Annotated in this window: 26 protein-coding genes, 2 tRNA genes, 1 other RNA gene and 1 pseudogene; 19 read left to right on the forward strand and 11 right to left on the reverse strand. The window is 68.2% G+C overall.

Annotation, left to right across the window (positions count from 1 at the left end; genetic code table 11):
- Window positions 1-9 precede the first annotated feature (9 nt).
- On the reverse strand, window positions 10-756 hold the full coding sequence (locus tag P0W64_RS10755) for a helix-turn-helix transcriptional regulator (protein WP_275480094.1): 747 nt from the start codon (window positions 754-756) through the stop codon (window positions 10-12).
- A gap of 91 nt (window positions 757-847) precedes the next feature.
- Window positions 848-921: transfer RNA gene (locus tag P0W64_RS10760), tRNA-Ile, on the reverse strand.
- A 323-nt stretch (window positions 922-1244) separates the two neighbouring features.
- On the opposite strand from P0W64_RS10760, the gene P0W64_RS10765 reads away from it, so the two are divergent.
- Window positions 1245-1676 carry a YjdF family protein gene (locus tag P0W64_RS10765; RefSeq protein WP_275480095.1) on the forward strand — a complete coding sequence of 144 codons (432 nt, stop codon included), beginning with the start codon at window positions 1245-1247 and terminating at the stop codon, window positions 1674-1676.
- Between the two features lie 54 nt (window positions 1677-1730).
- The gene (locus P0W64_RS10770) at window positions 1731-2039 is read left to right on the forward strand and encodes a DUF2510 domain-containing protein (protein WP_275480096.1); all 309 of its coding nucleotides are present in this window, start codon (window positions 1731-1733) and stop codon (window positions 2037-2039) included.
- Between the two features lie 13 nt (window positions 2040-2052).
- Here the strand turns inward: P0W64_RS10770 and P0W64_RS10775 are convergent, their stop codons facing one another.
- The gene (locus P0W64_RS10775; protein WP_275480097.1) at window positions 2053-4215 is read right to left on the reverse strand and encodes a hypothetical protein; all 2163 of its coding nucleotides are present in this window, start codon (window positions 4213-4215) and stop codon (window positions 2053-2055) included.
- Window positions 4216-4457: 242 nt separating this feature from the next.
- On the opposite strand from P0W64_RS10775, the gene P0W64_RS10780 reads away from it, so the two are divergent.
- From P0W64_RS10780 to P0W64_RS10790, 3 genes are all read left to right on the forward strand, one after another.
- Window positions 4458-5267: a serine hydrolase domain-containing protein gene (locus P0W64_RS10780; protein WP_275480098.1), complete on the forward strand. Its 810-nt coding sequence runs from the start codon at window positions 4458-4460 to the stop codon at window positions 5265-5267.
- A 179-nt stretch (window positions 5268-5446) separates the two neighbouring features.
- On the forward strand, window positions 5447-5962 hold the full coding sequence (locus P0W64_RS10785) for a DUF3145 domain-containing protein (RefSeq protein WP_275480099.1): 516 nt from the start codon (window positions 5447-5449) through the stop codon (window positions 5960-5962).
- A gap of 144 nt (window positions 5963-6106) precedes the next feature.
- Window positions 6107-6424 (forward strand): hypothetical protein, encoded by a 318-nt coding sequence (locus P0W64_RS10790; RefSeq protein WP_275480100.1) that lies wholly within the window; start codon window positions 6107-6109, stop codon window positions 6422-6424.
- 93 nt (window positions 6425-6517) lie between these two features.
- Here the strand turns inward: P0W64_RS10790 and P0W64_RS10795 are convergent, their stop codons facing one another.
- The 5 genes from P0W64_RS10795 to aceE form a co-directional block, all read right to left on the reverse strand.
- Complete coding sequence (locus tag P0W64_RS10795) at window positions 6518-7828, reverse strand: KasA/KasB family beta-ketoacyl-ACP synthase (RefSeq protein ID WP_275480101.1); 1311 nt, start codon at window positions 7826-7828, stop codon at window positions 6518-6520.
- A 3-nt stretch (window positions 7829-7831) separates the two neighbouring features.
- Window positions 7832-8137, reverse strand: coding sequence for a meromycolate extension acyl carrier protein AcpM (gene acpM / locus P0W64_RS10800; RefSeq protein WP_275480102.1), 306 nt, complete (start codon window positions 8135-8137; stop codon window positions 7832-7834).
- Window positions 8138-8240: 103 nt separating this feature from the next.
- Window positions 8241-9155, reverse strand: coding sequence for an ACP S-malonyltransferase (locus P0W64_RS10805; RefSeq protein ID WP_275480103.1), 915 nt, complete (start codon window positions 9153-9155; stop codon window positions 8241-8243).
- 130 nt (window positions 9156-9285) lie between these two features.
- Window positions 9286-10587: a helix-turn-helix domain-containing protein gene (locus P0W64_RS10810; protein WP_275480104.1), complete on the reverse strand. Its 1302-nt coding sequence runs from the start codon at window positions 10585-10587 to the stop codon at window positions 9286-9288.
- 6 nt (window positions 10588-10593) lie between these two features.
- Window positions 10594-13383 (reverse strand): pyruvate dehydrogenase (acetyl-transferring), homodimeric type, encoded by a 2790-nt coding sequence (gene aceE / locus P0W64_RS10815; RefSeq protein WP_275480105.1) that lies wholly within the window; start codon window positions 13381-13383, stop codon window positions 10594-10596.
- Between the two features lie 267 nt (window positions 13384-13650).
- Between aceE and P0W64_RS10820 the strand changes: the two genes are divergently transcribed.
- From P0W64_RS10820 to P0W64_RS10830, 3 genes are all read left to right on the forward strand, one after another.
- The gene (locus P0W64_RS10820; RefSeq protein WP_275480167.1) at window positions 13651-14031 is read left to right on the forward strand and encodes a DUF3052 domain-containing protein; all 381 of its coding nucleotides are present in this window, start codon (window positions 13651-13653) and stop codon (window positions 14029-14031) included.
- Entirely contained in the window at window positions 14031-14528 is a 498-nt protein-coding gene (locus tag P0W64_RS10825; protein WP_275480106.1) for a peroxiredoxin, read from the forward strand. Before P0W64_RS10820 ends, P0W64_RS10825 begins: the two co-directional genes overlap by 1 nt.
- Window positions 14519-14595, forward strand: a tRNA-Val gene (locus P0W64_RS10830). Before P0W64_RS10825 ends, P0W64_RS10830 begins: the two co-directional genes overlap by 10 nt.
- 855 nt (window positions 14596-15450) lie before the next feature.
- Here P0W64_RS10830 and P0W64_RS10835 read toward each other — a convergent pair.
- The gene (locus tag P0W64_RS10835; RefSeq protein WP_275480107.1) at window positions 15451-16308 is read right to left on the reverse strand and encodes a hypothetical protein; all 858 of its coding nucleotides are present in this window, start codon (window positions 16306-16308) and stop codon (window positions 15451-15453) included.
- Between the two features lie 145 nt (window positions 16309-16453).
- Here P0W64_RS10835 and P0W64_RS10840 point away from each other — a divergent pair, with 145 nt between their 5' ends.
- Window positions 16454-17392 carry a cobalamin biosynthesis protein gene (locus tag P0W64_RS10840; protein WP_275480108.1) on the forward strand — a complete coding sequence of 313 codons (939 nt, stop codon included), beginning with the start codon at window positions 16454-16456 and terminating at the stop codon, window positions 17390-17392.
- On the opposite strand, the gene P0W64_RS10845 is transcribed toward P0W64_RS10840, so the two are convergent.
- Window positions 17334-18188 (reverse strand): SURF1 family protein, encoded by an 855-nt coding sequence (locus P0W64_RS10845; RefSeq protein WP_275480109.1) that lies wholly within the window; start codon window positions 18186-18188, stop codon window positions 17334-17336. The two genes, P0W64_RS10840 and P0W64_RS10845, sit on opposite strands and share 59 nt — an antisense overlap.
- Window positions 18181-18660, reverse strand: coding sequence for a low molecular weight protein-tyrosine-phosphatase (locus tag P0W64_RS10850; protein ID WP_275480110.1), 480 nt, complete (start codon window positions 18658-18660; stop codon window positions 18181-18183). The genes P0W64_RS10845 and P0W64_RS10850 overlap by 8 nt, the downstream gene beginning before the upstream one ends.
- On the opposite strand from P0W64_RS10850, the gene P0W64_RS10855 reads away from it, so the two are divergent.
- From P0W64_RS10855 to P0W64_RS10900, 10 genes and pseudogenes are all read left to right on the forward strand, one after another.
- Window positions 18634-19779 (forward strand): Nif3-like dinuclear metal center hexameric protein, encoded by a 1146-nt coding sequence (locus P0W64_RS10855; protein WP_275480111.1) that lies wholly within the window; start codon window positions 18634-18636, stop codon window positions 19777-19779. The two genes, P0W64_RS10850 and P0W64_RS10855, sit on opposite strands and share 27 nt — an antisense overlap.
- 82 nt (window positions 19780-19861) lie before the next feature.
- The gene (locus tag P0W64_RS10860) at window positions 19862-20599 is read left to right on the forward strand and encodes a C4-type zinc ribbon domain-containing protein (protein WP_275480112.1); all 738 of its coding nucleotides are present in this window, start codon (window positions 19862-19864) and stop codon (window positions 20597-20599) included.
- 20 nt (window positions 20600-20619) lie between these two features.
- A pseudogene (locus tag P0W64_RS10865) lies at window positions 20620-21252 on the forward strand (histidine phosphatase family protein); the annotation flags it as partial.
- A gap of 39 nt (window positions 21253-21291) precedes the next feature.
- Window positions 21292-21706: RNase P RNA component class A (rnpB, locus tag P0W64_RS10870), an RNA gene on the forward strand.
- Between the two features lie 177 nt (window positions 21707-21883).
- Entirely contained in the window at window positions 21884-22255 is a 372-nt protein-coding gene (locus tag P0W64_RS10875; RefSeq protein WP_275480113.1) for a hypothetical protein, read from the forward strand.
- A 210-nt stretch (window positions 22256-22465) separates the two neighbouring features.
- Window positions 22466-22903, forward strand: coding sequence for a DUF6194 family protein (locus P0W64_RS10880; RefSeq protein WP_275480114.1), 438 nt, complete (start codon window positions 22466-22468; stop codon window positions 22901-22903).
- Between the two features lie 43 nt (window positions 22904-22946).
- Window positions 22947-23960: an ATP-binding cassette domain-containing protein gene (locus P0W64_RS10885; protein WP_275480115.1), complete on the forward strand. Its 1014-nt coding sequence runs from the start codon at window positions 22947-22949 to the stop codon at window positions 23958-23960.
- Window positions 23957-24772, forward strand: coding sequence for an ABC transporter permease (locus P0W64_RS10890; RefSeq protein WP_275480116.1), 816 nt, complete (start codon window positions 23957-23959; stop codon window positions 24770-24772). The genes P0W64_RS10885 and P0W64_RS10890 overlap by 4 nt, the downstream gene beginning before the upstream one ends.
- A 45-nt stretch (window positions 24773-24817) precedes the next feature.
- The gene (locus P0W64_RS10895) at window positions 24818-25561 is read left to right on the forward strand and encodes a DUF2127 domain-containing protein (RefSeq protein WP_275480117.1); all 744 of its coding nucleotides are present in this window, start codon (window positions 24818-24820) and stop codon (window positions 25559-25561) included.
- 92 nt (window positions 25562-25653) lie between these two features.
- Window positions 25654-26448, forward strand: coding sequence for an acyl-ACP thioesterase domain-containing protein (locus P0W64_RS10900; protein ID WP_275480118.1), 795 nt, complete (start codon window positions 25654-25656; stop codon window positions 26446-26448).
- The last annotated feature ends 3 nt before the right edge of the window (window positions 26449-26451 follow it).

Consider the following 26451-nt stretch of genomic DNA (forward strand, 5'->3'; position numbering starts at 1 on the left):
ACGGATCGATCAGATCACAGTGATGCCGGCGGTCAGCTCCAATGGCGACAGGCCGAACATCTGACGACAGACTCGGGAGGCGTGTGCGCCGTCCGCGAACCCGGCACGGTGCGCTGCATCGGTGATCGTTGCGCCGTCTCGGACGGCCCGGCCAGCTTCACGTAGGCGTTCCCAACGCACCCAGCTAGTGAAGGACAGTCCGAGGTCAGCGCGCCACAGTCGGCTCAAGTGCGAGCTGGAAACGCCTATCTGATCGGATACATGCCCGAGGGTGACCTTGCCGCCCAAGTCGCGTGAGACGGCATCGAGTGCCTGACGGACGTAGAGGTGCAGGTCGGTCGAACTGCGTTGCCATTCCTGCAGATGCTTGACCAACTCGAGCACTGCCGCATCCGAGTGCGTGCCCAGCGGCCACGATGCGGTGATGTCCCGGCATGCATCCCACCAACGGAGTGGAGGATGAGCGCGCACGCGTTCGCGGATCTCGATGCCTATCGTCGTGTCCACATCCACGTAGATGCTCACCGCTGCGGTTGCCGAATCGGTAGGAAGAAGTTTGTGACGCACGCCGCCGGGTACGACGAGATGGCAGGCGGGCCCGACAGATGCCCCTCCGACCTCGGCGCGAAGCGTCGACACCTCGCCCACGGTGAAGGCGAGCTGGTGGGCTGCATGTACGTGTTCAGTGGTCACGCCGACGCGACCGGCGTACACGAGCACACCCGATCCCAACCACGCGCGTCCCCGCCAAGACATGTATGGAACCTACTCCCGCCGTGCGGCTTCGACGTGCGGGTGCGGAAGTCGTCCGGCACATTGGAGATCAGCTTCCGACCACGCAAGTCTGTGGGGCAGGCGGGGCTCGAACCCGCGACCAGCGGATTATGAGTCCGCGGCTCTAACCGACTGAGCTACTGCCCCGAATCACCGTCCCCGGTTGCCGGGCAACGATGATCACCGCAGGTGAGAGTACATGACCACGTCCGCTGGCCGCACCATCGGGCCACGTACGGGGCGGGGGTACGGGCTGCGCGGCGGCGCGTTCGTCGAAAGAGGTTGTCCCGACTGTGCGTGCGGGCTTACGTTCGGAGAGTTCACTGGTTGCACGAACTGCACGGTCCGGAGGAAGTCCGGATGGCGTGACCCGATGATCCATTCGCGGATCCAGGCTCGGGCGCGCTCGTCACTTCGCCGTCGAAGAGTCCAGATGCTGCCGGGTTGCTCACGCATACCTGGAGGTAGAGATGGATTCCGACACGTTCACTGTGTACTTCGACGGCCAGTTCTGGGTGGGGCTGCTCGAGGTGACCCACGACGGCGAGTTACGAACCGCCCGCCACGTCTTCGGTTCCGAGCCGACCGCTCCCGAACTGTACGAATTCGCCCTGCATGAGTACGGTCGCCTGTCTGCCGTCGCGCACTGTTCCCCACCCGTAGATGCGGGTGGCGCCGAGCGTCCACGCAGACCGAATCCCAAGCGGCTGGCGAGGCAGGTGGCAAAGGAGACGGGCCGGCCTCCCGTCAGCACCGCGGCGCAGGAGGCGATGCGGCTCGCGATCGAGTCCGGTGCCACCGCGCGGAAGCGCGAGTCCAAGATCCGACGGGAGGCCGACGGTGCCCGTCGGCGAGAGCTCGCCCGTGCCAAGGCGAAAGCGCGGCACCGCGGCCGTGCCTGACGCGGATTCGCCGATCACTGCCCGCGACTGTCGGCCCCGTCGCAGACTGAAACTATGAAGCGGTTGCGGACCTCCAAGCAGGTGGGGCTCGTGCGGGTCACGGTCGCGCCCACGATCCGGTCGGGTGCTCAGCGCCGGCGCTCCGGCGACGACGAGGGTGGTCGCATCGCTGCGGCAGTCGCGCCGACGGCGAAGGCGGCCCGAGTCGCGGGCGCGAGGCTGAAGGGCACGACCCTGTCGGCTCCGACCTCGGCGCCGCCACCCATCGCACCGGCGGGCTGGTACCCGGACCCCGATAACGACGCGGCAGTCCGGTGGTGGAACGGGCGGAAGTGGACCCGCCGCACCGCGCCGCGGGTCTGACACCGCCGCGGTGCTAGTGGATGGTGCCGCCTGCGCCTGCGCTTGATCCTGCCTCTGCGGCATGTGAATTCGCCGAGCCCGCCGAACCTTCCGCGTTCGACGAACCGCTCGCACCCGCCGCGCCCGCGGCATCGCCGGTCGCGTGCGATGCCGAGCCCACAGCCGAGGACACACCGTCGACGGCGCCCTTCACCGCCGAACCGACCTCCTTGGTCGCGTTCTGCACCGCTTCTCCGGCGGACTTCGCGGGCGACGTCGCCCTACCGCCACCTGTGTTGCCGGTGGCTCCATCGCTGGTTCCGCTGCCGCTGCTACTCGTGCCCTGGCCGCCGGAATCGCCGGCGGCGCTCGCCTGTCCGTTGACGGAGGAGATCGAACTGCCGGACTCATCGGCGCCTGAGCCTGTGGCGGTAGGCGTGATCGCCTTCGCGGACGTGTGGGCACCCGCCGGGGCGACGGCCGCCGCGGCCGACTGCGAGGCCGTCGGGAGATTCGCGGTCTGATCCGCGACAGTGCCGCTCGCCGACGCCGCCGTGCCGGCCGCGGTGTCGACCCAGGTGCCGACGTTGTCGTCGAGGTAGTTGGTGATCGGCCCGCCGACCGCCGACGCGACGGGTGTGTAGACGCTCCCGAGGGCCTGCTCGGCGGTGCCGAAACCGCCGTCCAGACCGAGGATCTGCGCGAGATTTGTCGCGGGGGAGGAGGTGACGGTCCCGACACTGACGAGGGAGTTGATGATCGATGCCTGCACGAGACCGTCGTCGGATGTCTGCCCGGGAGCGGTGCCGATCTGGATAGACGGGATGAGCCCGACGCCGAACAGCGACGGCAACGTGAACCCGAAACCGGTAGTGCCCGCGTTGATCGAGCCCATCGAGTACTCGACCGGGATCGTCAGACCTCCCGCAGTGATCGTCGCGACCGATGCGCCGCTATTGGACTGGAAGCCGTTGGTGCCGTAGTACGACGTCTGACCGGTGGTCGCCGTCAGGAGATTGAAGCCCGCGAGCGGGAGGCCGAAATTCGTGATCGATGTCCCGCCGACGGTGGAGACGCCCGTGGCGGTCGGCAGGACGAGGCCGCTGGTGCCAATGGTCCCGTACGTGAACAGGTTTGCCGGTGCGGTGATCCCGTAGGCCCACACCGGCAGTGCGACGACGGTGTCGGACGTGGAGAGTGCGACGCCGGGGATCGGCGTCGTGATCGGGCCGACGTCGAGGACGGGCATCGTGGCGAGCCAACCCAGGGTGCCACCCAGCGGAAGTGTGTAATGACCGGTAGCCGTCGGGGCCCAGGCAGTGAGCGTCGGCGTCGAGAAATCGAGACCGCTGTCGCCGACCACGTCGGAGACGTCGCCGAGCGCACCACTGATGATTCCGCCGATACCTGTGACTGGGACCCCCGCGATGTCGATGTTGTTGAGTTCGTCGGTCAGAGTGTCGCCCAACGCACCGACGAGCCCGCTCGCGCTGATGCTCTGAACCTGGATGAACAGGTTGTCGATCAGGGACTTACCGCTGATGCCCAGCAGGCCCCAGTCCACCGACTGGGTCAGCTGGCTGTTGGTTGCGACGATGCCGAGGTCGCCGAGCAGGTCCGCCAGGCCGGGGAGTGCAGGCAGGGAGACCAGACCACCCGTCAGTGTGTCGACGTTGTCGATGACGGCGTTCAGATCGCCGATCGCATCGCTTACAGGCGACAGCACGTTCAAGACGTCTGCGACACCGCCCAACGCATCACTCACGGTGTCGAGGTTCCCGGTCAAGCCACCCAGCGTGTCGGTCACAGCATTCGCGGGAATTCCAGGGACGGTGCTTATTCCGCTCGGTACATCAAGGATGTTCGCGATCTGGTTCAGGGTGGTGCCGAGACTCTGGATATCCAGCAGGTCGGCCTCCGTGTACCCCGAACCGAAGGTGGGCAGTACGCCGCCGGTCTGGCTCGCGACGGGATTCCAGAAGCTGTTGAAGGCAGTGCTGACGTTGTTCGACGCCTGCATCGAGTTGTCCAGCGCGGTGTGCAGGTCTGTGATCACCTGCGTGTAGTCGGGTCCCGCGGCTTGCGCGGTACCGGGCGTCGCGACCCCGATGGCGGCGGTTGCGGCGATGGCACCCGCCGCTGTGGCTGCCCGTCGGCGAGTGATCTGCATGGAGGCGCGCTTGTGGGTACCACTCATGACCTGCTCCTTAAGCGATGGAGGTCCCTGCGGCGCAGAAGCGCCGCTTGAAACTCTGAGCGTATGCCGATCCCGTGCGTTCTGTTGAAGAATCAATGTGTTTGCATGATCGGAAATCCGTTGTGCCGGTACGTGTCTAGGCGAACATCAATGAACTGAGGGGAACGAAGTCTTCTGCAAGGCAGTGATGTGAAAGCTGTCGGGCACCGTCGGTAGGCTTCGATGCGCATCGGAACGGAGGGATGATGGCTCTTCAGGACCTGACGGAGTGGCCCGTCGACAACGCCGCGGGCGCACTGCTCGATCTCGCGGCCGACACCGTCGAGACGGTCGGAGACGTCGACCGCGTCTACGAGCTCGCCTCCGTGACAAAGCTTCTCGTGGCGTACGGCGTGCTCGTGGCCGTCGAGGAGGAGGCGATCGCGCTCGATCAGCATGCCGGGCCGCCGGGGGCTACCGTCCGCCATCTGCTGGCACACGCGTCCGGGCTGGCCTTCGACAGCGACCACGTGGAGGCGCCTCCCGGTTCGCAGCGTATCTACAGCTCCCGGGGCTATGAGCTGCTTGCGGAGCTCGTCGCCGCCGAGACGTCGATCCCGTTCCCGGACTACCTGCGCGAGGCCGTCTTCGAACCGCTGGCCATGCGGGGCACCGAGCTCGCCGGGCCGGCCGGGCACGGTGCGCGCTCCACGGTGCGCGACCTGGTCGCCTTCGCGCGCGAGGTGGCTGCGCCGCGCCTGCTCGCCTCATCCACCGTCGACGGGGCTTGCGAGGTCGAGTTCCCGGGTATCCCCGGGTTCGTCCCGGGCTACGGAAAGTTCAGAGACAACACATGGGGGCTCGGTTTCGAGGTCAAGGGGAGCAAGCGGCCGCACTGGACGGCGGTCGCCAACTCGCCCGGCACCGTCGGGCACTTCGGGCAGGCGGGAACGTTCCTGTGGATGGATCCGGGGCTGTCCATGAGCGCCGTCGTGTTGACCGATAGGCCGTTCGGAGCATGGGCCAAGCCGCTGTGGAGCGACTTCAACGGCGGCCTCATCCAAGGCCGCTGACCCGGGCCGATCTCGAACCGATTGGGGACACGGCGACGCACAACTAGCGCAACACGCGCACCATGGTGCACAATGGCTTCATAACTACATAGATGTGATAAGGCCGTTGCAGGTCATCGCTGGTTTCGAAGAGGCGCTTGGGGAAGACGTCCTCGTCGAAACAGAGAAGGTGGCAACTCATGCAACAGCTGAGTCAGTTCGCAGAGGTGACGACGGGAGTCGTCTGGATCCACGCGTCACCTTCTGCACTGTGCCCGCACGTTGAGTGGGCACTGTCGACGACCCTTGACGCCCGAGCGAACCTGAAGTGGACGGCGCAAGAGGCCGTCACCGGCATGCAGCGTGCCGTAGTCGATTGGGTTGGTCCGGTCGGTTCCGGCGCACGCATGGCGAACACACTGCGCGAGTGGACCTCGCTGCGGTTCGAGGTCACCGAGGACCCCTCTGAGGGGGTCGACGGTGAGCGGTTCTGTTACGCCCCCGGTCTGGGGCTGTGGCGGGGCTCGATGTCGGCGTCCGGAGACACCGTGATCGGCGAGACGCAGCTGCGGGCGCTCATGCAGGAGTACGGCGGCGAGGGGCTGCAGTCGGCCCTCGACTCGGTACTCGGCACCGCCTGGGACGAGGCGCTGGAACCCTTCCGGCGCGGTGGCCAGGGCGCCGAGGTGACCTGGCTGTCGCAGGCGGTGGGCTGACACCGACCGCGGCGCGGCGAGGACGTACGGCGAAGGGGCCGTCCCGGATACACCCGGGACGGCCCCTTCGCCGTATCCGCCTAGCGGGGGAAGTGCGCGGGCCGCGGGCTAGGGGCGACCCGCGCACGTCAGGGGCCCCAGACGGTGCGTCCCGCAGCATCAGTGCGCGAGGCGGGCTCGTCGTCCGTGGACATGCGGTGGGTTGCTACGGCATGGGCGGTGCCGCGCGTCCCCGTGCGGCTGCTCGAGGTCGTGATAGCGAACGTCGGTGTAGCGCTCTGGGGCTCGTCGTCCCGTGCGGCCGCCGTGTTGCTGACGATGACCGTCGCGAGAGGTACCACCGCGGCCGTGGCGATCGCGCTCGCGACGAAGGACGTCCAGTCGAGCTTCACTACGGAGCCCCTTCCCGTCGGTTTCGTCACGGACGAGTCTGCGGGTGCGGGGGAGAGACGGCACGAGTAGACGGCTACTCGACTCGCGAGTTGATGCGGATAAATGAAACCGCCCCCGGAGTGTTCTCCGAGGGCGGTCTCTTCGAGGGCTTCGAACCGACGGTCAGTAGCGACCGAACGCGAGGGCCACGTTGTGGCCGCCGAAGCCGAACGAGTTGTTCAGCGCGTACTGGATGTCGGCCTTGCGCGGTTCCCCGTGCACGACGTCGAGGTCGATCTCCGGATCCTGGTTCTCCAGGTTCAGAGTCGGCGGGATGACGCCGTCGCGGACGGCCAGCACTGTCAGCGCGGCCTCGAGCGCACCCACGGCACCGATCGAGTGACCCAGCGCGCCCTTGGGCGCGTAGATCGCTGCGTCGGTCCCGACCACCGCATTGATGGCCTTGGCCTCGGCGACGTCGCCGATCGGCGTCGCGGTGGCGTGGGCGTTGATGAGGTCGATGTCCTTGGCGGTGAGCCCGGCGAGCTGAACGGCACGATTCATCGCGCGCGCCGCTCCCCGACCCTCGACGTCGGTCTGGACCATATGGAACGCGTCCGACGTGATGCCGGCGCCCAGCAGCCGGGCCAGCGGCTTGGCGCCGCGTGCCAGGGCGTGCTCCTCGGTCTCGATGATCATCAGGGCCTCGGCCTCGCCGAAGACGAAACCGTCTCGGTCCTTGTCGAACGGACGCGAGGCGGCCTGGGGATCGTCGTTGCGCGTCGACAGCGCTCGCATCATGGCGAACGGTGCGATGACCGGGCTGTCGATCCGGCCCTCGATGCCGCCGCACACCGCGATATCGGCGTCGCCGAGCACGATCTGCCGCCACGCGTGGGCGATCGCCTCGTTGCCGGTCGAGCACGCGGAGACGGGAGCGATGGCTCCGCCGCGGGCACCGATCTCCAGGGCTGCGACGGCGGCCGGGCCGTTCGGCATGGACATCTGGACCGCGAACGGCGACACCTTACGGACCCCGTGGTCGCGCAACGCGTCGACGGCCTGGACCATCGTCTCGCCACCGCCGAGTCCGGTGCCGACGACCGCCGCGAGGCGGGTCGCGTCCACGTCGGGCCGACCGGCCTTGTCCCAGATCCGCTTCGTCATCACGTGCGAGACCTGCTCGACGTAGGACATACGGCGCTTGGATACGTGCTGCTTGGCGATGTCCCCCGCGTACTGACGGTCGGGGCGTTCGGGAACCTCGCTCGAAGGATCCTCCAGCAGCTGTCCGCCGAAGCGGACCGGCAGATCGGGGATGTCGACGCCGATGAACTCACCTTCGAGCGGCCGGATGCCGCTCTTGCCGGCGAGCAGGGCCTCCCAGGTGGAGTCGGTGTCGACACCGATCGACGTGGTGAGTTCGACCGCGGTAACGACGACGCTGGGGAATTGCCCGCCGAGCGTCGAGAAGTTCCTCAGGTCTGCCACCATGGTCTACTTGCCCTTCTCGGCCTCGTACTTGGCCTTGAGCTCGGCGGCGACCTCGGAGTTCTCCGCCTCGAGCTTCTGGATGTAAGCGACGGCGTCGCCGACGGTCTTCAGGCCCGCGAGGTCCTCGTCCGGCACCTTGACGCCGTACTTGTCCTCGAGCTGCACAGCGATCTCGACCATGGAGAGCGAGTCGATGTCGAGGTCGTCGATGAACGCCTTGTCGGGGGTCACCTCGGAGGGCTCGATACCGGTGACCTCTTCGATGATCTCGGCGATGGCGGCGACGATCTCTTCCTGGCTGGTTGCCACTGCTGTGGTTCCCTTCTCATTGGTTTGCCCGCGACTCGCTTGAGGCCCGGGAGTCTTGCGTGTCCCGGCCGACGGTGTATCGGCCGGGTCGAGCGGTTCTGGTCTAGTTGGCCGGGACGGCCATGAGCTCGGCGATGTCACCGGGCTGCTTGATCGCGGTCTGCGGGACGCCCTTGAGCTCGCGCTTCGCGATGCCCACGAGGGTGCCGGCCGGCGGCAGCTCGACGATCATCGACACGCCGGACTCGCGCATCGTATCGGTGCACAGGTCCCAGCGGACAGGCCGGGTGACCTGGTCGACGATCTGCTTCAGTGCGGCCTCGCCCGTCGAGACGGGCAGACCGTCGCGGTTCGACAGCAGCGTGAGTTGCGGGTCGCGCGGGGTGATCGACGCGGCTGCTGCCGCGACGGCCTCCCGAGCGGGGTCCATGAACTCGGTGTGGAACGCACCGGCCACGGCGAGCGGGCGCAGGCGCGCCTTCTCGGGCGCGTTGTCGGCGAGCTTCGCGAGGTTCTCGACGGCGCCGGCGGCGACGATCTGGCCCTTGGCGTTGCGGTTCGCGGGAACCAGATCGAAGGACTCGAGCGTGGCGAGCACATCGGCCTCGTCGCCGCCGAGGACGGCGGTCATCGAGGTCGGGACCAGGCGGCAGGCCTCGGCCATGGCGCGGCCGCGGATCGCGGCGAGGCGCACGGCGTCATCGGCGGAGATGACTCCCGCGACGGCGGCTGCGGCCAGCTCGCCGACGGAGTGGCCCGCGACCACGGTGTCCGAGGGATGCGACGCGGTGTCGCCCATCGCCTCGAAGGCGAGCAGCGCAGCAGCGACGACCAGGGGCTGGGTGACGGCCGTGTCGGTGATCTCGTCGGCCTCGGCGGTCGTGCCGAGACGCACGAGGTCGAGGTCCGCGATGTCCGACCAGGCGCGCAGACGCTCGGCGGCCGCCGGCTGATCCAGCCACGCGGTCAGCATGCCGGGCTTCTGGGATCCCTGTCCGGGAGCAAGCAATGCAATCACGACTACAAGGAAACACGCTTCCGGCGGATGGCGGTGGTGTCGCAGGCTGAGAACCTTGCAACGGCATTTTGTGGGGTTCCCACAAAACCGCCCCGGTTCGTGTCCGTGCCTTTACCGTACTGCAATCTGCTTACAGAACATCGACGTCTGTCAGCGAATTTGTGACTGAGGGTGGAGGTGTTATCTGAGTGAAGCGCTCCGGGTTCGCGTCCGACAGTCGCCCGATCGTCGCCGCGACCCGTAGGACGAAGGCGTCGCGAGGGTTCTGAGGGTCTCTCCCAGTGATCTCTGCGATCTTCTTAAGGCGGTACCGAACGGTGTTCGGGTGGACGTACAGCTCCCGGGCGCAGGACTCGACCGCGCCGCCGGAGTCGAGATAGGCGTCGAGGGTGTCGGACAGGGCCGAGCCCGCGTCCTGCAGTGGCTTCACGAGGAACTCGTACAGGGTGCGGCTCGCGTGCCGGTCCCCGATGAGCGCGCGCTCGGGCAGGAGCTCCCAGCTGTGCACGGGCCGCGGCGCCCCCGGCCACCCCGCGACCGCATTGACGCCGGCGATCGCCTCGACCGCCGAGGCGTGCGCGTCCTCGAGGGTGGGGGTGGTGTGCCCGATGACGACGGGGCCGTCGGAGAAATGCCCCATGAGGGCCTCGGCGAAGACGTCGTGCGTGGACACGGGGCCGGACACGATGACCACCAGCTTCGTCCCCTGCACGACCGCCAGAGCCGCCCGCTGATGCGAGCGGGCCGTGTCGTGGATCGACCCGGCGACCGACACGTTCTGGTCCGGCGGGGGATTCCCGACGATGACGGTGGCCCGCGCCTGGGGGTCCCAGTTCAGGGCGGCCGCTCGGGACAGCAGGTTCGCGCCGGTGTCACCGCGCACCACCGCGTCGACGACGAGGGCCTCCATCCGAGAGTCCCACGCGCCGCGAGCCTCGGCCGCCGACGCGTATATAGAGGCCGCCGCGAACCCGATCTCCCGCCCGTAGCGCAGGACGGCCTCGGTCAGCGCGACCAGCTGCTCCTCGTTGCGAGCGAGTAGCGGCAGCCATTTCTCGAAGAACTCCATGGCCACACGGACCATCTCGACGGTCTGCAACAGCGACACCCGTCGCGCCAGGTCCTGCGGGACGGACTGGAACGCCTCCACGGTGAAGCCGACGCTGCCCTCAGGGTCCTGAATCCACTCGACGAAGTTGACGACCGCGGTCTGCACGACCAGCTGGATCGACGCGCGCTGGCTCGCCTCCAGTGTCTCGAAGTACGGCAGTTGCTCCGCCATCGAGTGGACCGCATCGGTGGAGACCCTGCCCGAGTACTGCCGAATACGGTTCAGCAGTGACTCGGGCAGCACCTCCCGCGGCTCGGGCCGGTTCCGCGCGAAGGCGCGGTCCGTCTTCCCGGGCCTCGGAAACGAGCCGGTGTCGGTCATAGCCCCCTACGCTACGCCGGGGTCCGACGTCTGCTCCGGAGCGGCGAGCACGTCGTCGATCCGGTATTTCTTCGCCGCCTCGGCCGCGACCGAGAAGTCCAGTTCTCCGTCACGAGCGAGGCCGAGCAGGACCGCGACCACGATCGACTGGGCGTCGACGTTGAAGAAGCGCCGTGCGGCCGGGCGGGTGTCCGAGAACCCGAACCCGTCGGTGCCGAGCGTGACATACGTGCCCGGGACCCATGCGCGGATCAGGTCCTGTGTCCCGCGCATGAAGTCCGATACCGCCACCGTCGGGCCCTGGGCGTCGGCGAGCACCTTGGTCACGTGCGGCACGCGCGCCGGGGCGGACGGGTCCCGTAGGGCGTCGCGCTCCGCGGCGATGCCGTCACGCTGCAACTCCACCCAACTGGTCGCCGAGTAAACCGAGGCGGATACGCCCCATTCGTCGGCGAGCAGTTCCTGCGCTACGAGCGCGTCGGGCATCGTGACGCCCGATACCAGGATGTTGGCTTTGCGCTCGTGCTGGTCGGTGCCCTTGCGGAACAGGTAGAGGCCCTTGAGAAGAGCCTCGACGTCGAGACCCTCCGGCTCGGCCGGCTGATGGATGGGCTCGTTGTAGACGGTGATGTAGTAATAGACGTCCTCTGGTGCCTCTCCGTACATCCGCCGCAGGCCGTCGATGATGATGTACGCCAGCTCGTAGGCGAAGGCCGGGTCGTAGGCGACCGTCGCGGGGTTGGTCGAGGCGAGCACGTGGCTGTGGCCGTCGGCGTGCTGCAGGCCCTCGCCGGTCAGCGTGGTGCGGCCGGCGGTCGCGCCGATGACGAAGCCGCGCGCCATCTGGTCGCCCGCAGCCCACAGGCCGTCGCCCGTGCGCTGATAGCCGAACATCGAGTAGAAGATGTACAGCGGGATCATCGGTTCGTCGTGTGTGGCGTACGACGTGCCGACCGCGGTGAACGAGGCGGTCGAGCCGGCCTCGTTGATGCCCTCGTGCAGGATCTGTCCGACGGGACTCTCCTTGTACGCGAGCATGAGCTGCGCGTCGACCGCCGTGTACAGCTGGCCGAGGCGGTTGTAGATCTTCAGCGACGGGAACCACGAGTCCATGCCGAACGTGCGGGCCTCGTCGGGGATGACGGGCACGATGCGCGGGCCGATGGTCTCGTCGCGCAGCAGTTCCTTGAAGATGCGGACGAGCGCCATCGTCGTCGCCACCTGCTGCTTGCCCGAGCCCTTGCGCATGACGTCCAGGGTCGAGATGTCGGGGGTCGGCAAAGCCTTGGCCTTGGTGCGGCGGGACGGTACGAAGCCGCCGAGTTGCTTGCGGCGGTCCTGCAGGTACTGGATCTCCTTGGACTCCGCCCCCGGGTTGTAGTACGGGGGAAGATATGGATCCTTCTCGAGCTCGGCGTCGGAGATCGGGATGCGCAGGTGGTCGCGGAAGCTTTTCAGGTCGTCGAGCGTCAGCTTCTTCATCTGGTGGGTGGCGTTGCGACCCTCGAAATGCGAGCCGAGGCTGTAGCCCTTGATGGTGAACGCCAGGATGACCGTCGGCTGGCCCTTGTGCTCCATGGCCGCCTTGTACGCCGCGTAGATCTTGCGGTAGTCGTGGCCGCCACGCCGCAGACCCCAGATCTGCTCGTCGGTCATGTCCTTGACGAGTTCCTTGGTCCGCGGGTCGCGGCCGAAGAAGTGCTCGCGGACGAACGCGCCGTCGTTGGCCTTGAAGGTCTGGTAGTCGCCGTCGGGCGTGCTGTTCATGATGTTGACCAGCGCGCCGTCGCGGTCCTTGTGCAGCAGGTCGTCCCAGTCCCGGCTCCAGATGACCTTGATGACGTTCCAGCCGGCGCCCCGGAAGAACGACTCGAGCTCCTGGATGATCTTGCCGTTGCCCCGGACCGGGCCGTCCAGCCGCTGCAGGTTGCAGTTGACCACGAACGTGAGGTTGTCGAGGCCCTCGGTGGCTGCGATCTGGATCTGGCCGCGCGACTCCGGCTCGTCCATCTCGCCGTCGCCGAGGAAGGCCCAGACGTGCTGGTCGGATGTGTCCTTGATACCGCGGTCATGCAGGTAGTGGTTGAACCGGGCCTGGAAGATCGCGCCCATCGGGCCCAGACCCATGGATACGGTCGGGAACTCCCAGAAGTCCTTCATGAGCCGGGGGTGCGGGTACGACGGGAGCCCGCCGCCGTCGGCGAGGTGCGACTGCTCCTGCCGGAAGCCGTCCATGCGCTCTTCGGAGATGCGGCCCTCGAGGAAGGCACGCGCGTAGATGCCGGGGGAGGCGTGGCCCTGGATGTAGACCTGGTCGCCCCCGCCCGGGTGGTCCTTGCCGCGGAAGAAATGGTTGAAGCCGACCTCGTACAGCGAGGCGGACGACGCGTACGTGGAGATATGGCCGCCGACGCCGACGCCGGGACGCTGCGCCCGGGTGACCATGACGGCCGCGTTCCAGCGGATCCAGGCGCGGTAGCGGCGTTCGACCTCCTCGTCGCCGGGGAACCACGGTTCGAGATCGGTGGGGATGGTGTTGACGTAGTCCGTCGACGTCAACGACGGAAGGGAGACCCGCTTGTCGCTGGCCCTCTCGAGCATGCGCAGCATGAGGTAGCGCGCGCGAGCAGGCCCGGACCTCTCGAGGAGGTCATCGAACGACTCGAGCCACTCGCCGGTCTCCTCGGGATCGATGTCCGGCAGATACGAGGCGACACCTTCGCGGATGACGCGGACGCGCTCGCTTGAGTCCTTCGGTGTTGCGGCGCCGGGTGTGGCGCTGGGTGACTCGGTCACGGACAGTGCTCCTCATAAGGTTGTTTGGGCACGACTGCGTGCGGGAAGGGTGATCCCGGTCCCATCCTGCCCCACGTCTGTTGCTACTCGCGAGGAAGTTCGCGGGTTGGGATCGGAACATGACGTCGCCTAAGAGTTGCGTGGATCGCGTGGCCGGGGTCTGCTATAGCCCGGCGGTCTGTATCGTCAGCACCGTCCGACACGTAAGAAAGCGCCGTTATAAGGAGGCAGCAACCGGTGTCCACGAATGGGTCCAACGCCCAGAAGATGGGCCTGCGCCCGGGTGATGTGGTGCAGGAGATCGGCTGGGATGAGGACACCGACGACGACTTGCGGGCCGAGATCGAGGATCTCATCGACGCGGAGATGCTCGACGAGGACACCGACGAGGTGGTGGACGTCGTGCTGCTTTGGTGGCGCGACGACGACGGGGACCTCGTCGACACGCTGATGGACGTCATCGGCCCCCTGTCCGAGGACGGCTGCGTGTGGGTCCTCAGCCCCAAGACCGGGCGTCCCGGTCACGTCCAGCCGAGCGATATCGCCGAGGCCGCGCCCACTGCGGGGCTCATGCAGACCTCGTCCACCAACTTGGGTCCCTGGATCGGCTCGCGCCTGGTGCAGCCGAAGTCGGGACCCCGGCGATAGTGACCTCGGATGAGGCGGGGCCGCTGCCGCTAGGCGTGGTCGCGCCCGATTTCACGCTGCGCAATCAGAACAACCAGCCCGTACGACTCGCGGACTACCGCGGCCGGAAGAACGTGCTGCTGGTCTTCTTCCCGCTCGCGTTCACGGGGACCTGCGAGAACGAACTCGGGCAGGTCCGCGACAACCTGCCGGCGTTCGAGAACGAGTCGTCCGCGATCCTGGCCGTATCGGTAGGACCGCCGCCCACCCACAAGGTGTGGTCCGGCTCGCAGGGCTATCTGTTCCCTGTGCTCTCCGATTTCTGGCCGCACGGTGAGGTGGCCCGGAGGTACGGCGTGCTCAACGACAAGAAGGGGTACCCCAACCGCGGCACCTTCGTCATCGACCGTGAGGGCGTCGTGCGATTTTCGGAGATGAACGAGCCGGGGCTACCCAGAGACCAGCAGCTTTGGGAAGACGCGTTGGCTGCGCTAACCTCATCCGGTCCGCGCGTGTAGCTCAGTTGGTTAGAGTCCCGGTCTTACACACCGGTTGTCGGGGGTTCGAGTCCCTCCGCGCGCACCACAGGATTGGTAGTCGGCCCGTCTGCACCGCGGGTCAGGCAGATCACCGCGCCGATGAGCAGGCCAGCGGATCCGATCCACACCAGTGGGGTGAGGGCCGCGATGAATTGGTACGCGGTGATGAGACTGCCCAGATCGCGCTGGTCCGTCGTGGCCTGACCAGCCGCGGCGATCCGCCGGACGTCGGCAACGCGATCTGCGTGATGTGCCAACTCGCCGATCAGCAGAGCGGCGGCGGCCCCGCACATCAGCAACGCGTAGAAGCGGAAGTCGCGGCCGACGATCGCCGTCCGCGAGGCGACGGCCCAGGCGAGACAGAGGACGACTATCAGCGCCCATACCACCACGTAGACGTCTGTCATGCCCGGCATGGGTAGCGCCGACTCCGGGCCGAGCGAGTCGATGTGCAGCAGTCCGCGTGCGTCGCGCGTGCTGTGCTCCGTGATCGGCTCGATAAGCATTACGGCTGAGGTGAACACCAGAACCAACACTGCCAACATGGTCGAGGCGAATATCCAGTTCCGTAACGAATACTGGGCTCGCATCGTCCGCGCGAGACCGTTCCTCTCCTTGTCGGCGGTCGAAGAGAGGACCGGGATGCCGACCGCCACCGCGACAGCGAGCGCGAGGGCTACCGCCCCGCTCGATGAGAAGCCCTGTAGGACCCAGTGCTCGATAGCCAGCCCGATGAGCCATCCGACGAGCAGCACCGCGACACCGAGTATCAGGCTCCCCTGCGCGAGGCCTCGAAGCGGCTGTCCGAACGTCATCCTGCGGGAGCGCGGCAGAGAGACACACGCGAGCTCCACCACGGCGATCACCGGGACGAATAGGCGCGCGAGGGCGAGGAAGACCGTCATGCGGGTGCCCTGCGAACCAGGGATCGAGGTGGTCTGCGGCCATCGGCACCGTCGGACGAGCCGATAGACACTGCGACGAGCAGTGCGGTGGTGCCGAGGAAGCCGAGCACGCCGAACGCGAGGATCTGACTGAGGGGGACCGCGAGGCGGGCGAGATCCGCGTCGCCTGTCCGCTGCGCGGCGGAGATCAGTCGGACAACGCCCACGGGGCGATACGCGTCGAAAGCCACTGCGCCGATTATGTGAGCACCGGCACCAGCGCACACGAGCATCGCATAGCCCCGGAAGCCATGTGCGTCGGGAGCGAGTGTCGCTGCTCGCACGACCGCGATCCCGGCGACGACAGCGAGCAGAGCGAGGAGGATCGCGAGGAGCGGGATGGTTTCGTCGTCGAGCACCGTAGTCGTCAGACTCGTGCCCGACACCTCTACGCGGAGCTGCCCCCGATCGTCTACCACGCCGTATCCCCTGATCACCCGGATGGTCTTGTCCAGCAGACCGAGCACTACCCAGCCGGTGAGGAGGGTGAGGCCGATGACGACGAACGCACGCCACGGCGGCGGTGAATTCCGCCGCTCCGAGCGCGCTATCCCGACATGCAGGGGGATCGCGAGGGCGACCGTGGCGGCCAGTGCGATCGCGATGGGGTCAACCCAGCCATACTCCGGCACGACACTCGGCCCGACGATGTTCGCCAGAACCAACGTTGCGGTCGCCGTCACCAGGCCGATCTGCGCCGTTCCGCGTAACGGTCGCCCGAAGGATATGCGTCGCGACCACGGCAAGACCAGCAGGTACAGCGTGGCGCCCACGAGTGCTCCGCCGGCAATGAGCAGAGCGTGTGAAATAGCCATCGAAGTCCCCCTTGCGTGGATGTTACGCCCGCGGGCGGTCACGTTCTCGCAAGCAGCGGCCTTTCGGCTCCGATCGGCGACGGCCGGGCGCCACGGTGGCGGTCGACCGAGCGAGCCTGCCTGATCGATCGCTAACGTGGGCTCGATGAAGGTGCTGGAGCTGGCGGCCGGCGTGGCGGCCGACGAGATGTTCGGCGACCCACGCAGGTACCACCCCGTCGCGGGATTCGGGGCGATCGCCGCCCGCCTCGAGACCGTGCTGTACCGGGATTCGAAAGCCGCAGGCGTCGTGTACACGGCGGCTCTGATCGGAGGGGTCGCGGCGGTGGGGTACGCCTTCCGCAGGGTTCCCGGTGCGACGGCGGCCGGTGCCTGGGTGGCCCTGGGCGGCGCGGGCCTGCGCGCCGTGGGAGCCGACCTGGGCAGTCGGCTTTCAAACGGCGACGTCGACGGTGCCCGGGATCTCCTGCCTTCCCTGTGCGGCCGCGACCCGTCGGTGCTCGATGAGGCCGGCCTCGCTCGTGCGGCGCTCGAGTCGGTCGCCGAGAACACCTCCGATGCGGCGGTGGCGCCCCTCTTCTGGGGCGCGGTGCTCGGCCTACCCGGGCTGCTTGTGTACCGGGCGATCAACACACTCGACGCGATGGTCGGCTATCGCAACGACCGTTACCGCGAATTCGGTTGGGCGTCAGCTCGTCTGGATGATCTCGCCAATTACGTGCCCGCGCGTCTGGCCGGGTTCCTCACGGTCGCCGTGGCGCCGGTGGTGGGCGGGGCACCGTCGTCGGCGTGGCGCGCGTGGCGGCGGGATGCGCGCAAACACCCCAGTCCGAACGCGGGCGTCGCCGAGGCGAGCGCGGCCGGCGCGCTCGGGCTGCGGCTCGGGGGGCGTACGCAGTATCGGCACGGCGTCGAGATGCGTCCGGAGCTCGGCGAAGGGCGCGCCCCGGCACCGTCGGATCTGCGGCGGGCGGCGCGGCTGTCGCTCGCCACAGAACTGGCAGCGCTGGCAGCGCTCGCGGTGGTCAGCCCTTTCGCCCGTAGCGGTCGGCGAGCCGGGCGGCGCGTGCCTCCTCGGGCGTGACCACCTTCTCCGGCTCCGTCGGGGTGGCGGCCGCGAGCACCGCGCGCTCCTCGCGGCGACGACGCACCTCGCTGAATACGAAGTAGCCCAGGGCGATCGGCGCCATGACGCCGAACGCGAGCCACTGCAGCCCGTACGACAGGTACGGCCCAGCGTCGAGTTGGGGTAGCGGCACGGTACCGAGCCCGCCCGGTTGCTTGTCGGTGAGCCCGAGGTAGCCCGGCGCGAACGTCGTCCCCACGGTTCGGCCGACGGCGGCGGGATCGATCGCGAAGACCTGCCGGTACCCGCCGTCCTCGATCGGCTGGCGGGTGGTGGTCTCGGCCTGCCGCAGGCGCGCCACCAGCGTGACGTTGCCCGACGGCGCCGGATCGAACGTGGGCACGGAACCGCCCGACGCCGTCTTCACGAAGCCGCGGTCCACCAGATAACTGTGGCCGTCGGACGCGACGAACGGGGTGAGGACCTCGTAGGCGGGGTCGCCGTCCCAGTTGCGTAGCCGGGCCAGTACCTGTTTGTCGTTCTGATAGGTACCGGACACGGTGACCTTGTGCCATTCGAGGTCGGTCGGAAGTGTGGTCTTGCCGTTCAGCAGTTGCGCGGCGGGCACGGGATCGGCGTTGACGGAGTTGGCGATCCGCTGGTTACGGGCGCTCGTGGTGGTGTTCTTGCCCAGTTGCCAGGGTGCGAGGACCGACCAGCAGAGCGCCGAGAAGAGCACGACGAAGACCGCCAGCGCGATCCAGCGTGGCTGCAGGATCACCCGCACCCACTGTCCCAGGGTCCGGTCAGCCAAGGCGGTTCCTCGTCCATTCGACGAGCCCGGGCATGGAGCCCTCTACCTGCCGCAGGGTGGTCTCGAAGTCGTCGAGGTCGCCGTAGTACGGATCGGGAGTGTCGTGCACGGGGGCGGCGGGGTCGAAGGAGCGTAGTAGGACCAGCCGGTCCTGCGGTACCCCCAACGCCGTGAGATCGGCTAGATGCGACGAGCTCAGGGCCACGACGAGGTCTGCGGACAGGTGGCTGTCGCCGACCTCGGCGGCGGTGTGCGCGGTGGGGTAGCCGTGCCGGGCCAGCACCTCGCGGGCACGCGAGTCGGCGGGATCGCCGGCGTGCCACCCGCCCGTTCCCGCGCTCGTCACCCGAACGCGGTCCGCGAGGCCGGCGTCGTCCAGCGCGCGCTCGTACACGATGCGCGCGATGGGCGACCGGCAGATGTTGCCCGTGCAGACGAATGTCACATGCAGGTCCAGATCACCGTCACTCACGTATCTATCCTCTACCACGTGTTGCTGAAGGACGTCATCGCCGTGTTGGACGCTGCCTATCCGCCCCGTCTGGCGGAGGACTGGGACAGCGTGGGCCTGGTCTGCGGGGACCCGGCCGTCGAGGTCACACGGGTGCTCGTCTGCGTGGACGTCACGGCCGGTGTCGTCGACGAGGCGCTGCGCTCCGGCGCCCAGCTCATCGTCGCGCACCACCCGCTGCTGCTGCGCGGCGTCGATACGGTGGCCGCCTCGACGCCGAAGGGGGCGCTCATCCATCGGCTGATAGCGGGCGGCTGCGCCCTCTTCACGGCGCACACCAACGCCGACCGCGCGCGTGGCGGCGTCAACGACGCCCTCGCCTCGGCGCTGGGCCTCAACATCACCGGGCCGATCGAATACCTCGGTGACGCCGAGCCGCTCGACGGGTGGAATGTCAAGGTCCCCGTGGGCTCGGCGGATGCGGTCCTGGCGGCCGTGTTCGCCGCGGGCGCCGGCCGTGTCGGCGACTATTCGGAATGCGCATGGCGGGTCGACGGCACCGGCCAGTTCCTGCCGGGCGCGGGCGCCCGCCCCGCGATCGGCGAGGTCGGTGTACCGGAGACCGTCGCTGAGCAGCGTCTCGAGTTCGTCGCGTCGCGTTCGTTGCGGGAATCGGTCGTCGCCGCGCTGTGGGAGGCGCATCCGTACGAGGAGCCGGCGTTCGACGTGGTGGAACTGGCCGCGCGGGAGCGTGAATGGGGGTTGGGGAGGATCGGGACGCTGGAATCGCCCCTGTCCCTCACCGAGTTCACCGCAGCGGTGGGGAAGACCTTGGGCGTCGCCGCGCGGGCTGCCGGTCCCGCGGATGCGCAGGTGCGGACGGTGGCAGTCTGTGGAGGAGCGGGCGACTCGCTGCTGGGGGCGGTCCGCCGCCTGCCTGTCGACGCGTACGTGACCGGCGACCTGAGGCACCATCCCGCCGACGAGCATCTGCGCGCCGGCGGGTGCCCCGTCGTCGACGCCGGGCACTGGGGTACAGAGTTCCCGTGGTGCGCGGCGGTCGCAGAGCTGCTCGGCCCCGAGCCGGCCGTGGACGTGTACGTCGAATCGACCGACCCGTTCGGGGTACGGCCCCGGTAGCTGCCCCGGCGGCGCGGCCTTCCGCGGAGGGGTATACGGATGGGAGGTGGCCACCGGGCGGCGCGTCGGTAAGGTTGGCCGAATGAACGCCGACCCCGCCGCGCAGCGCCAGCTCCTCGACCTCGCAGACGTGGACGCCGAGATCGCCCGGCTGGCACACCGGCTCCGCCACCTCCCCGAGGACGTCGAGATCGCTGAGCTCGAGAAGGCCGCGGCCGCGGAGCACGACGAGTCCGTGAAGGTGTCGATCGTCGTGGAGGACTTCGACCGAGACATCAAGAAGTTGGAGCATGAGGTCGACCAGACCCGGCTGCGCGAGGAGAAGGACCGCGCGCTGCTGCAGGCGGGCACGGTGGGGGCGAAGCAGCTACGGGAGCTCGAACACGAACTGGGCAGCCTGGAGCGCCGCCAGACCGCGCTCGAGGACGACCTGCTCGAGCTCATGGAGAAGCGCGAGGCGGTACAGCTGGACCAGCAGCGTGCGGAGGCGGCGGTCAACGCGACGCGCGAGAAGATCGAGACGGTTCAGCGTCGACGCGAGGAGTCGCTCAAAGACGTCGAGGTCGCGCGCCGCCGCACCGCCGGTCAGCGTGAGGACCTGGTCGGGCAGCTGCCGGGCGATCTCTACTCGGAGTACGAGCGGCGTCGCAGTGCCTCGGGCGTGGGCGCGGGCCTGCTTCGTGCTCGACGATGCGGTGCCTGTCGCCTCGAGCTCGACCGCGGCTTCCTCGACCGCGTCGGCAAGGCTGCGCCGGAGTCTGTGATCCATTGCGACGAGTGCGGCGCGATCCTGGTGCGTACCAACGAGTCCGGCCTGTGACGCCGGGGGATCAGCGCGGCGGCTGGACGGTCTCCGCGCACGCTCCCACGCGGCTGATCCTGCTCCGGCACGGGCAGACCGAGGCTTCCGTCGGCCGCCTGTACACGGGGCACGGTGATCCGGTCCTCACCGAGACCGGTCGCGCCCAGGCGGCTGCGGCCGCCGCAGACCTGGCGGGCGTGAACATCGACGTGGTCGTGACGTCGCCGCTCGCCCGTGCCCGGGAGACGGCCGCAGCGGTCGCGGATCCGCGCGGTCTCGACGTCGCCGTGGCCGACGAACTCATCGAGACCGACTTCGGCGAGTGGGAGGGGCTGAGCTTCTCCGAGGCACGGGAGCGCGACCCCGAACTGCACTCGCGGTGGCTCTCGGATCCGTCGGTGCCGGCTCCGGGCGGAGAGAGCTTCGACGACGTGCTGATGCGCGTGGCGCGGGCGCGCGACGAACTGCTGGCGGATCATGCCGGCCGCACCGTTCTGGTGGTCTCCCACGTCACTCCCATCAAGACCATCCTGCGGATCGCCTTGGGCGGTAGGCCCGAGGTGCTCTACCGGATGCACCTGGATCTTGCATCGGTGTCGATCGCCGAGTTCTACCCGGACGGGGTGGCCTCGGTCCGGCTGGTGAACCGGACCCCCGAGCTGCGGGATTGAGATGCTCGGCGCGCGCTCGACTAGTCTGTAGCGCGCGGACGAGCTGACCGGGCGGCCGCGGCGATCGGGAACGGCTGGCTCACCAGCGCAGCCCGCGTCGAGGAAAGTCCGGACTCCACAGGGCAGGGTGGTTGCTAACGGCAACCCGGGGCGACCCGCGGGAAAGTGCCACAGAGAACAGACCGCCGGCGCGAGCCGGTAAGGGTGAAACGGTGCGGTAAGAGCGCACCAGCGCGCCGGGTGACCGGCGCGGCTCGGTAAACCCCACCCGGAGCAAGGTCGAATGCGGCACCAGCGGCTTGCGGGCCGACGGTGCCGCTGCGCACGTGCACGAGGGCTGCTCGCCCGAGCGTGCGGGTGGACCGCTCGAGGCACCCGGCGACGGTGTGTCCAGATGGATGGCCGCCCCCGGCTCCGGCCGGGACAGGATCCGGCTTACACGTCAGCTCGTCCGCCCACCTCCGGCAGCCTCGCAGCCAGGCCGTCGAGGATGGTCTGCAGCCCGAACTCGAAGCTCTTCTCGAGCCGGCTCCGACGCTCGTCGAGGCCCATGGCGGCCGCGCCCTCGAGCTCGGGGACCGCGTCGAGCGCGCCTTCGTTCCGGCCGCGGACGGTGTTCATCCACTCCGCCATGAGCTCCTCTTCGGTGCGGCCCGACTTGACCACGGTGGTCGCCCACGCGGCCTCGGCGCCGGCGAATCCGTGGACGTACGAGTGGATGAGGGTCGTGGTCTCCGCCCACTGGTCCGCGTCCAGCCCGGCCTGGGTGCACACTGTGCGCAGGTGCACGGTGACCGACGCGATCCGCGGCCCGTACGTGGGGGAGGACGCCAGTTCGGCGGGCATCCAGGGGTGCCGCAGCATCGTCTCGCGCAGGGATCTGGCGTATGCCTCGAGCGGAGTGCGCCAGTCGCCGTCGACGGCGGGGACGAGGTCCACCTCGGAGAAGATCTCGTCGCCTGCGAGCTGCAGGAGTTCGTCACGACTCGGGACGTGCCAGTAGATGCTGGTCGCCCCGGCGCCCAGTCGTGCTCCCAGGCGCCGGATGCTGAACGCCTCGACGCCGTGGGAGTCGAGCAGCTCGATGGTCGCGGCGATGATCTGGCCGCGCGTGAGGTGGTCCCTGGCCATGGCGGGAGTCTAGCGGCGCGCCCGGCCGGTGTCGTACAGTGTTCGAGAGACAGACTCGAACACTGTACGAGACGGGGTGTAGATGGTATTCGACGACGTGGTGGAGTTGCTGCGGGCGTTGCCGGGCGTGGACGTTCAGATCCCCGGTCCGGGATCAGATGCGCCGGAGATCGCCCAGGGCGATGCCTTCGCGTTCGTCGGCGGTGGGCGGATGCCTTTCGCGACAGTGGTGACGAAGGACTACCCGGGCGACGCCTCGTCGCGTCTCGGCGCGGGACGCTTCCGGGTGAACGTCGATGTAGGAAGGGCGCGGTTCGCCGAGATCGTCGGGTATCCACCCGTCGAGCACTCTGAACACGACGGCGAATGGGATTACGCGGCAGACGATTCCGTCGTTCCGCACCCGGTGTACGCGAATGCCGCATGGGTGTCGGTCACGTGCCCGACAGAAGGCGTGATCGCGCCGCTGGTGACCGAGGCGTATGCGCGTGCCGCAGGGCGGGGAGCGCGTGTTCGGTAAATCGCGTGGAAAGGTGTCGGTGGGTGGGTCTAGTGTCGGCGACATGAATTCCTCAGCCGGTGTTCATCAGGTGGAAGCTGCTGATGCCCATAGTGATTCGGCGATCGAAGCGATCGGTCTGGTGAAGCGATTCGGTGACTTCACGGCAGTGGACGACGTCAGCTTCACCGTGCCCCGCGGGACTGTACTGGGCCTGCTCGGTCCCAATGGTGCGGGCAAGACCACGACGGTGCGCATGATGACGACGCTCTCGCTGCCTACGTCCGGTACGGCGCGCATCGCGGGATATGACGTGCGGGAGTCACCGGAGCAGGTGCGGCGTAGCATGGGGCTCACTGGGCAGGCGGCCACTGTGGACGAGATCCTCACGGGCCGTGAGAATCTCGCGATGATCGGCGGCCTGTACGGCATCCGGCGCAAGCAGTTGGCTCGGCGCAGCGACGAACTGCTCGAGCAGTTCGCCCTGACCGATGCGGCCGATAAGCAGGTGAAGGCGTACTCGGGCGGCATGCGCCGGCGCCTCGACCTGGCCGTCAGCCTGCTCACGGCGCCGCCTGTCCTGTTCCTGGACGAGCCCACCACGGGTCTCGACCCGCGCAGTCGTAACGAACTCTGGGACGTCCTGCGGGATCTGGTCCGCGGCGGCACGACTCTGCTGCTCACCACGCAATACCTGGAAGAGGCGGACCAGCTCGCCGACGACATCGTGGTCGTCGACCACGGACGCGTGATCGAGCACGGCACGCCGCTGCAGCTCAAGGAGCGTGCGGGTGCGGCGAGCCTGGTGCTCACCGTCTCGCACGCCATGGATCTCGGACGTGCGGAGGAGCTGCTGCGGTCCGGAGGCGCCGAGGTCTTCGTCGAGCCCGGCGCCCGACAGCTCACCATGCCGGCCGGCGGGCTTGCGGACCTGAACCGCGTGGCGGGGCTGCTCGACGAGACCGGCATCGAGATCGACGATCTCGGGCTCGCGCGGCCCAGCCTCGACGACGTGTTCCTCTCCCTGACCGGCCGCCGGGCCGAGGCGGAGCCCGAGAAAGAGGAGGTACAGGGATGACACAGGTGGACACCCATCCGACGTCGCTGCTGCAGCAGTCCTGGATCATGGTTCGGCGCAATCTCATCCACACGAAGCGGATGCCCGAGATGCTGTCGGACGTCACGATCCAGCCGATCATGTTCGTGGTGCTGTTCGCGTTCGTGTTCGGCGCGTCGATCACCAATACGGGCGGCGCGAACTACAAGGAGTTCCTGCTGCCCGGCATCATGGGGCAGACGATCGTGTTCACAGCGTTCATCGTCGCGACCGGCATCAACAACGATCTCGACAAGGGCATCATCGACAGATTCCGGTCGCTGCCGATCAAGCGGTCGTCGGTGCTCATCGGGCGCTCCATCGCAAGCCTGCTGCACTCGTCCATCGGTATCGTCGTCATGGCGGTGACGGGGCTGGCGATCGGCTGGCGCATCCGCACATCGGTGCCAGAGGCGATCCTCGCGTTCGCGCTGATCCTGCTGTTCGGATTCGGGATGATCTGGTTCGGCATCCTGATCGGCTCCTGGCTGCGCTCGGTGGAAGCGGTCAACGGGTTCATGTTCGCGCTCCTCTTCCCGATCACGTTCGTCGCCAACTCGTTCGTGCCGACCGGGCCGATGCCGTCGTGGCTGCGTGTCATAGCCGAGTGGAATCCGCTGTCGGCGTTGGTTCAGTCGCTGCGCCAGCTGTGGGGGAATGGTCCGCATGCGGCGGCCGGTGCGCAGCTTCCGCTGCATCACCCGGTGCTCGCCACGGTGATCTGGGCGATCATCCTCACACTCGTGTTCGCTCCCTTCGCGCTGCGTGCCTACACTCGGCGCACGTCCGACTGACCTGCGCTCAGCGAGTCCCAAGCCGGGGCCCGCTACCGTCGCCGGATGGATATTGCGCTGCGTGCGTGCGGACTTCACGGCCATGTCACCTACGCGCCGGACGACCCGGAAGTGCGGAAGCGGCTGCACACCGATACCGCCCACGGTGAGGCGTGGCGGTGTCTGCGCTGTGACGGCTTCGTCGTAGGCCAGCCGACGCACACGGGGCCTCCACCGACAGTGCTGCGCGGCAAGGCCATTCGCGACCGTTTCATCACCCGTCTGCTGGCGCTGGAGCGGATCGTCCGCACTGTCCTGTTCGCGCTGCTCGCGTTCGGCGTGTTCCGGGTGCGTGATGCGCGTGTGCACCTCCAGGCCGCATTCGAGAAGGACCTGCCGCTGCTGCGACCGCTCGCGGATCAGTTCGGCTGGAACCCGGACAGCAGCAAGTTGGTGCACGAGATCGACAAGGCGTTCTCGCTGTCCTCCACGGCGCTGACGTGGGTGGCGTTGGGGCTCGCCGCGTATGCGCTGATCGAACTGATCGAGGCCGTTGGTCTGTGGCTGGGACACCGGTGGGGTGAATACTTCGCGGTGGTCGCGACGAGCGTCTTCCTTCCGCTGGAGATCTACGAGCTGACGGAGAAGGTCACCGTGTTCAAGCTGGTCGCTCTTGCGATCAACATCGCCGCCGTGGTGTGGCTGCTGTGGAGCAAACGCCTGTTCGGCCTCAACGGGGGCGGACGCGCCTACCGGGACGAACACGCGGAGCTGGACGCCGTCTCAGCGGCAGCGGGTATGCCCGCATAGCGACCGGAACGCTCTCCCATGCGGGGCATAGTGCGATACGCGATGGCGCGACCCGTGGCGGACGATCCGGTGCGACGCCTGCGTGTGCTTGTATGGCTGACGTGATCGGACAGCCACTGGACCCGCCGCCCGCCGACCCCGCGCTGCGCGAGAACCGCGCAGTGTTCCGCACGACCCGCACAGTGCGGGCCGACGCGGTACGCCCGGACCAAGGCATCAAGTTCGACGGCGTCGCCCGATTCCTGCAGGACACCGGGATGGACCACCTCATCGCCGCCGGCTTCCACGAATCGCACAAGACGTGGATAGCGCGCCGCACCATCATCGATATCCACGCGCATGGGGCGTGGCCGGAGACCATCACACTCGAGCGGTGGGCGTCCCGGATCGGTACTCGCTGGAGCGATGTGCGTATCGATCTGCGCGGCGAGACCGGGACCCACGTCGAGACCGAGGCGTTCTGGATCAACTTCAACACCGAGACCGGTACGCCGTCGCGCATGTCCGACGAGTTCCTCGAACGTTTCGGCGCCGCGGCCGCCCCGGGTGTCCTGCGATGGAAGCGACTGCTCGACCCGACGCCGCATCCGGATGCCGAGGAGGTGCCGTTCACCCTGCGCAGCACGGACATCGACTTCTTCGAGCACGTCAACAACGCCGTGTACTGGACGGCGCTCGAGCACGCGCTCGACGGGCATCCGGACCTGCGTGCACGTCTGCCGCTGCGGGGCATCGTCGAACACGATTCGCCGCTGACGCTCGAGGACGCGCCCCGCCTGTTGCGTCGACGCGACGGCGACCGACTCGACGTCTGGCTGGTACAGGACGACCCGGACGGAGTCCGCACCGCGGCGCCCATGTGCGTCGTGCCGCTCAACGAGGCCTGACAT

This window comes from Tsukamurella sp. 8F (assembly GCF_029167375.1).
Taxonomy (GTDB): Bacteria; Actinomycetota; Actinomycetes; order Mycobacteriales; family Mycobacteriaceae; genus Tsukamurella.

What these genes read in the sequence shown, in the direction of transcription:
- P0W64_RS10780 (WP_275480098.1), top strand. Translation starts at nt 4,458, where the DNA reads ATGATGGCTCTTCAGGACCTGACGGAGTGGCCCGTCGACAACGCCGCG.
- P0W64_RS10880 (WP_275480114.1), top strand. Translation starts at nt 22,466, where the DNA reads ATGGTATTCGACGACGTGGTGGAGTTGCTGCGGGCGTTGCCGGGCGTG.
- P0W64_RS10895 (WP_275480117.1), top strand. Translation starts at nt 24,818, where the DNA reads ATGGATATTGCGCTGCGTGCGTGCGGACTTCACGGCCATGTCACCTAC.
- P0W64_RS10810 (WP_275480104.1), bottom strand. Translation starts at nt 10,587, where the DNA reads ATGACCGACACCGGCTCGTTTCCGAGGCCCGGGAAGACGGACCGCGCC.
- P0W64_RS10840 (WP_275480108.1), top strand. Translation starts at nt 16,454, where the DNA reads ATGAAGGTGCTGGAGCTGGCGGCCGGCGTGGCGGCCGACGAGATGTTC.
- P0W64_RS10755 (WP_275480094.1), bottom strand. Translation starts at nt 756, where the DNA reads ATGTCTTGGCGGGGACGCGCGTGGTTGGGATCGGGTGTGCTCGTGTAC.
- P0W64_RS10855 (WP_275480111.1), top strand. Translation starts at nt 18,634, where the DNA reads ATGCAGGTCCAGATCACCGTCACTCACGTATCTATCCTCTACCACGTG.
- P0W64_RS10890 (WP_275480116.1), top strand. Translation starts at nt 23,957, where the DNA reads ATGACACAGGTGGACACCCATCCGACGTCGCTGCTGCAGCAGTCCTGG.
- P0W64_RS10875 (WP_275480113.1), top strand. Translation starts at nt 21,884, where the DNA reads ATGAGCTCCTCTTCGGTGCGGCCCGACTTGACCACGGTGGTCGCCCAC.
- P0W64_RS10765 (WP_275480095.1), top strand. Translation starts at nt 1,245, where the DNA reads ATGGATTCCGACACGTTCACTGTGTACTTCGACGGCCAGTTCTGGGTG.
- P0W64_RS10785 (WP_275480099.1), top strand. Translation starts at nt 5,447, where the DNA reads ATGCAACAGCTGAGTCAGTTCGCAGAGGTGACGACGGGAGTCGTCTGG.
- P0W64_RS10885 (WP_275480115.1), top strand. Translation starts at nt 22,947, where the DNA reads ATGAATTCCTCAGCCGGTGTTCATCAGGTGGAAGCTGCTGATGCCCAT.
- P0W64_RS10860 (WP_275480112.1), top strand. Translation starts at nt 19,862, where the DNA reads ATGAACGCCGACCCCGCCGCGCAGCGCCAGCTCCTCGACCTCGCAGAC.
- P0W64_RS10795 (WP_275480101.1), bottom strand. Translation starts at nt 7,828, where the DNA reads ATGGTGGCAGACCTGAGGAACTTCTCGACGCTCGGCGGGCAATTCCCC.
- P0W64_RS10835 (WP_275480107.1), bottom strand. Translation starts at nt 16,308, where the DNA reads ATGGCTATTTCACACGCTCTGCTCATTGCCGGCGGAGCACTCGTGGGC.
- P0W64_RS10770 (WP_275480096.1), top strand. Translation starts at nt 1,731, where the DNA reads ATGAAGCGGTTGCGGACCTCCAAGCAGGTGGGGCTCGTGCGGGTCACG.
- P0W64_RS10775 (WP_275480097.1), bottom strand. Translation starts at nt 4,215, where the DNA reads ATGAGTGGTACCCACAAGCGCGCCTCCATGCAGATCACTCGCCGACGG.
- P0W64_RS10820 (WP_275480167.1), top strand. Translation starts at nt 13,651, where the DNA reads ATGGGCCTGCGCCCGGGTGATGTGGTGCAGGAGATCGGCTGGGATGAG.
- P0W64_RS10900 (WP_275480118.1), top strand. Translation starts at nt 25,654, where the DNA reads ATGGCTGACGTGATCGGACAGCCACTGGACCCGCCGCCCGCCGACCCC.